Source organism: Kitasatospora sp. NPDC007106, from assembly GCF_040634455.1.
GTDB classification, from domain to species: Bacteria; Actinomycetota; Actinomycetes; order Streptomycetales; family Streptomycetaceae; genus Kitasatospora; species Kitasatospora arboriphila.
The window spans coordinates 1-5,536 of record NZ_JBEYFP010000394.1 but is presented as its reverse complement, the minus strand read 5'-3'; the positions used below and the strand labels follow the sequence as shown (position 1 = coordinate 5,536).

Sequence of the window (5,536 nt, the reverse complement as noted above, 5' to 3'; positions counted from 1 at the left end):
GGCAAGGACGCGCCTCTGCGCCGCGAGAGCTTCGCGGTGTCCAGGCTCGACCTGTGCCTGGAACGCCTGCGGGGCGAGGAGTTCGCCGAGCACCTGTGGACCGACCGGCTGACCGTCGCCCAGGTCGCGGACCGGATCGCCGCGTCGGCCGGGATCGCGCTCGCCCCCGACACCGGCGGCCCGCTGCGCGGCGCCCTCAGGCGGACCTGGACGAGCGTCCGGCACATCCGTTTCGACTGACGGTGCCTCGGCTGACGGTACCTCTGCTGACGTCGCGTCGGCCGACAGCGGCGGCGGGATAGCCTGCACGTGATCACCGGTGGCCATCGGTGACCGGCAGGGCCCGCCGCGGCCTTCCGAACCCGAGAGGACTGCAGGATGCAGCTGCGCTGTGCCGTGCTCGACGACTTCCAGGGCGTCGCGACGACCGTCGCGGACTGGTCGCGGCTGGACGGCCGGGTCGAGGTCGTGAGCTTCCGCGAGCACTTCACCGACGAGGACGCGCTCGCCGCCGCGATCGCCGACTTCGACATCGTGGTGACCCTGCGCGAGCGGGTGGCCTTCCCCGGCACGCTGCTGCGCCGGCTGTCCGGGCTGCGGCTGCTGATCGCCTCCGGCATGCGGAACTCCGTCATCGACCGGGCGGCCGCCGCCGAACTCGGCATCACCGTCTGCGGCACGCAGAGCCTCTCCACCCCGCCGGTCGAACTCACCTGGGCACTGATCCTCGGACTCGCCCGCGGCCTGGTCGCCGAGTCGACCGCCCTGCGGCAGGGCGGCCCGTGGCAGAGCACCGTCGGCGCCGACCTGCACGGCCGCCGGCTCGGCCTGCTCGGCCTCGGCAAGATCGGCAGCCGGGTGGCGCAGGTCGGCCTGGCCTTCGGCATGGACGTCGTCGCCTGGAGCCCGAACCTCACCGCGGAACGGGCCGGCGAGGTCGGCGTCGCCCTCGCCCCGTCCAAGGAGGACCTGCTCGCGAGCAGTGACGTGGTCTCCGTCCACCTGGCCCTCGGCGAGCGGAGCCGCGGGCTGCTGGGCGCACCCGAACTCGCGCTGATGAAGCCCACCGCCTACCTGGTGAACACCTCCCGGGCCGCGATCGTCGACCAGGAGGCCCTGCTCGCCGCCCTGCACGACGGCCGGATCGCGGGTGCGGGCGTCGACGTCTTCGACATCGAGCCGCTGCCGGCGGACCACCCGATGCGCACCGCGCCCCGGCTGCTCGCCACCCCGCACCTCGGCTACGTCTCGCGCGGCAACTACGAGACGTACTACGGCCAGGCGGTGGAGGACATCGAGGCGTTCCTGGCCGGTTCGCCCGTCCGCCTGCTCGGCTGATGACCGCCACCGGCGCCGCCCACCGGACCCCGGCCCGTCGTCACGGGCTCGGGCGCTGCTGCGGAAGCTCCGCGTCCGTGCCCGTGGTCGTGTCCGTGCCCGCGGTCGTGTCTGCGGTGGTTGCGGCGTCCGCGCCGCCGGCGGGGTCGGCGGCCGCCTCGACGGCCTCCTCCGGGGCTGCCGCCATCGCCTCCTCCACCGAGTCGTAGACGGCGAGGACGGCCCGGCGGCCGGTCTCGTCCAGGACGCGGCTGACGGCGGGGCTGGCCGCCGACAGGCGGAGCCGGACACCGGCGGCCCGGGCGTCCTCGCCGAACCGCAGCAGGTAGTCCATGGCGGCGGAGTCGCACACCAGGACGCGGGCGAGGTCGAGCACCAGCAGCCGCCGACCGGTCCGGAGGGCCAGGTCGAGGCCCTGTCCGGCCTGGAGCAGGCTGGCTTCGGTGAGGGTGCCGGTCACCCGGCACAGCGCGCCGTCGTCGCCGACGGCGTCGCACACCATCTCCAGAGCGGCCGGATCCCTGAGCGGCCCGCCGCGCAGGTCGTCGGTCATGCGTTCCGCACCTCCCTGCGGCTGCCGGACGGACGCGGGCGCCGTCGCGCCTACCCGCCCCCGCCCGGTTCGGACAGTGAGCAGGGAAAACTACGCGATCGACCCGCTTCCCGTCACATCCAGGCGGTCCGGCGCCGCATCGGCGGCCGGTCCAGCACCTCGACGTGGACGATCCGGTCGTCGACCACGTCGAGGACGAGCAGGCCCGCGTCGGCGAGCAGCGGCACGGTGCGGTGGCCCGACCCGTACGGCTGGCCCGGCGGGTGTTCGGAGGTGCGGATGCTCTGGCAGGACGCCTCGCCGCAGCCGCACTCCGCCACCAGCCGCAGCGCCGGGATGCCCGCGGCCAGCCGGTGCTCGCCCTCCTCCAGCAGGAGGGCGGTCAGTTCGTCGGCGAGGTCCGGGAGGACGTCGCGGACCAGCGGGCGGGTCCGATCCATGGCGGGAGAGTAGTGGGCGCGGCCGCCCATTGCCAGATGGGAACATGTGTTCGAGGATGAAGGTGTGACCGCCGATGTCCCGTTCTCGCGTGCGGCCCGGCCGCCGACCGTGCCGGGGGACGTGGTGTTCGCCCCGCAGGCACTGATGAACGGACCGGTCCGTGCCGGGACGTCGCACCGCGCTGGCGCTGGGTGCAGATCCGGCTCGACGGCGGCTGGCGGCCCGCCGAGCTCACCACCTGGCGCCGGCACCGCGGCAGCACCGCCTGGGTCGCCCGTCGGGGGTGCTCGGGCCGGCACGAGGCCGTTGCGGCGGAGCCAGGCGTCGAGTCGGGCGTCGGCTGCTGCGGCTTCCTCGCCACGGGCGGCCAGGCCCTCGGCAATGGTCGCGCCCGGGCAGGAGACGGTGTAGTCGCGTGCGGTGGTGCCCAGACCGCTCATGGCATAGGTGGTGAGGGGATGGGCGGTCTTGCCGCGAAGGTCGAGGGCTTCGGTGAACGTTGTCATGATCATGGGGGCGCGGACGTCCCGGATGGGGCTGGCCAGCAGTACCGTCGTGTAGCGGGTGAGGTCGGGCAGTGGGCCGGCGAGGGCGGGGCGGGCGTTGCTGTCCTGCTCGCGGACGTTCCGGCGCACGGTCTCGTCGTAGCTGTCGGGGTAGGGGCCGGCGGCTTCGACGCGGTGGACGTCGCAGCCGGTGCGCTCCGCGATCTTGCGGGCGAGGAGTTCGGTGTTCCCGACGGCCAGAGTGGTGCGCCCGCCGTTGAAGTAGTTCTCGCCGGGCCGGGAGAAGTAGGTGAGCAGAACGGTGCCCGCCTTCGCCGGGCCGGTCCCGGTGCGCGGTGTCGGGCTGGTTGCCGGGGCGGTGCGGGCGGCCGAGCAGGCGGTCGGATGGGTGCCGGTGATGACGGCGGCTCCTGTCGGCAGGGCCGCACGCAGGAGGGTACGCCGGCCTGGTGGGGCGGTCGGGGGTTGGGGCGCGGTCACGGTGGGCTGCTCCAGGGCGGTTCGGGTCCGGGTCCGGGCGGGCGCCCCGGTACGGGGTGGTGCCGGGGCGCCCGGGGCCGGGTGGTGGCGGGGGTCAGCTGCCCAGGCGGCGCTTGCTGAGCCAGGCGACCATCTCGGGGTCGTGGTGGTCGAAGAACAGGGTCTTGCCGGTGTCGAGGGCGGCGATCTGCTTCATCTGCCCGTCGGTGAGGGCGAAGTCGAAGACGTCGATGTTCTGCGCCATCCGGCCGGGGTTGACGGACTTGGGGATCGTGACGATGTCGCGCTGGATCAGCCAGCGCAGCACGACCTGGGCAACCGATCTGCCGTGCGCCTCGCCGATCTCGCTGAGGACGGGGTGGGTGAACAGGTCGTTCTTGCGTTCGGCGAAGCCGCCCCACGCCTGGTGCTGCACACCGTGATCGCGCATCAGGGCGTGGTCGGGGCCGCGCTGGAAGAAGGGGTGGGTCTCGATCTGGTTGACGGCCGGGGTGATCTCGTTGTTGAGGATCAGGTCCAGCAGCCGGTCGGGGTAGAAGTTGGCGACGCCGATCGCCCGCGTCAGACCCTCGCGGTTCGCGGCCTCCATGGCGCGCCACTGGCCGTAGACGTCGCCGTAGGGCTGGTGCATCAAGTACAGGTCGACGTGGTCCAGGCCGAGCTTGGCCAGGGAGGTCTCGAGGGCGCGGCGGGTGTTGTCCTGGGCGGGGGTGTCCTGGACCCACAGTTTGGTGGTGACGAACAGGTCCTCGCGGGGGATGCCGCTGTTCTTGATGGCGTGGCCGACGGCTTCCTCGTTGCCGTAGGCGGCGGCGGTGTCCAGCAGGCGGTAGCCGGCCTCGAGAGCCTGAGTGACGGCGCGCTCGGTCTGGTCGGCGGGAATCTGGTAGACGCCGAAGCCGAGGATCGGCATCGTGACGCCGTTTTTCAGGGTGACGTGCTGCACGGTGTTCTTCCTTGCTGCTCGGGTGCGCGGCGGGAGTTGCCGGGCCGTGTGGGGTCAGGGGGTGAGGAGGGCTTTCAGGACGCGGCGGTCGGCCATGGCCCGGTAGGCGTCGGGGGCCTGCTCCATCGGGAGGGTGCGGTCGAAGACACGGCCGGGCCGGATCGTGCCGTCCAGGACGTCGGGCAGAACGGCGTCGATGTAGTGGCGGGCGGGGTCGACGCCGCCGGTCAGCGTGATGTTCCGCATGATCATTTCCATGCCGATCGGGCCGTCGGTGTAGGAGGGGACGCCGACCCGGCTGATCACGCCGCCGTCGCGCACCGCGCTGAAGGAGGTGGTGAGGGTCTGCATCGAGCCGACGCACTCCAGGACGGCGTCGGCGCCGCGCCCGGCGGTCAGCTTCCGGACCTGTTCCGCGCCTTCGTCGCCGGTGGCGAGGACGACGTCGGTGGCGCCGAACTCCACGCCGAGGTCGGTGCGGTCGGTGTGGCGGCCCATCAGGATCACCTGCTCGGCGCCCAGGCGCTTGGTGGCCAGGACCGCGCACAGGCCGACCGCGCCGTCCCCGACCACGGCGACGCTGCTGCCGGGGCGTACCCGGGCGGTGACGGCGGCGTGGTGGCCGGTGCAGAACACGTCGGTCAGCGTCAGCAGGGAGGGCAGCAGCGCCTCGTCGACGGCGGCGGGGATCTTCACCAGGGTGCCGTCGGCCTGCGGGACGCGCACGGCCTCGCCCTGGCCGCCGTCGATCAGCGCGTAGGTGAGCGCGCCCAGCGCCGCCACCGCACTGACCTGACCGGTCACGTCGAACGGCACCGCCCGCCGCGGGGAGGAGGGGACGCGGCTCAGCAGCACCAGCGCCACCAGGCCGACGGGCAGGTTGATGAAGAAGATCCACCGCCAGTCCCACCCGGCCAGCGCCCCGCCCACCAGCGGGCCCGCGGCCGAGCCCACCGACCCGCCCACCGCCCAGAGCGCCAGCGCCCGGGTCCGCCGGTCGACGTCGGGGAACGCCGCGCGGATCAGCGCCAGCGTCGCCGGCATCATGACCGCCGCCCCCGTGCCCTGCACCAGTCGTGCACCCACCAGCACCCCCAGCGTCGGCGCGAGGGCGCAGGCCGCCGACGCCGCCAGGAACAGCACCAGCCCCAGGCCGAACGCCCGCTTCGCGCCGATCCGGTCCGAGACCGACCCGGACGACAGCAGCAGCGCCGCCAGCATCAGGGTGTAGCCGTCCACCACCCACTGCAGCCCGCCGATCCCGCCGCCCAG

5 protein-coding genes and 1 pseudogene are annotated in these 5,536 nt (G+C 73.6%); 2 read left to right on the top strand and 4 right to left on the bottom strand.

The genetic code is table 11. The annotated features are described in order from the left end of the window. Nucleotides 1-240: pseudogene (locus tag ABZ641_RS24385) on the top strand (ATP-binding protein); the annotation flags it as partial. Nucleotides 241-378: 138 nt separating this feature from the next. Further along, nucleotides 379-1,338 (top strand): D-2-hydroxyacid dehydrogenase family protein, encoded by a 960-nt coding sequence (locus tag ABZ641_RS24380; protein ID WP_344625184.1) that lies wholly within the window; start codon nt 379-381, stop codon nt 1,336-1,338. 40 nt (nt 1,339-1,378) lie between these two features. Here the strand turns inward: ABZ641_RS24380 and ABZ641_RS24375 are convergent, their stop codons facing one another. The 4 genes from ABZ641_RS24375 to ABZ641_RS24360 form a co-directional block, all read right to left on the bottom strand. After that, nucleotides 1,379-1,891, bottom strand: a complete 513-nt coding sequence (locus ABZ641_RS24375; protein WP_344625183.1) for an STAS domain-containing protein — start codon at nt 1,889-1,891, stop codon at nt 1,379-1,381. A gap of 113 nt (nt 1,892-2,004) precedes the next feature. After that, nucleotides 2,005-3,318 carry a flavodoxin gene (locus ABZ641_RS24370; RefSeq protein WP_359984885.1) on the bottom strand — a complete coding sequence of 438 codons (1,314 nt, stop codon included), beginning with the start codon at nt 3,316-3,318 and terminating at the stop codon, nt 2,005-2,007. Between the two features lie 94 nt (nt 3,319-3,412). Further along, the gene (locus tag ABZ641_RS24365) at nt 3,413-4,264 is read right to left on the bottom strand and encodes an aldo/keto reductase (RefSeq protein WP_359984882.1); all 852 of its coding nucleotides are present in this window, start codon (nt 4,262-4,264) and stop codon (nt 3,413-3,415) included. A 54-nt stretch (nt 4,265-4,318) separates the two neighbouring features. After that, on the bottom strand, nt 4,319-5,536 hold a 1,218-nt coding region (locus ABZ641_RS24360; RefSeq protein ID WP_359984881.1), incomplete at its 5' end, for an MFS transporter.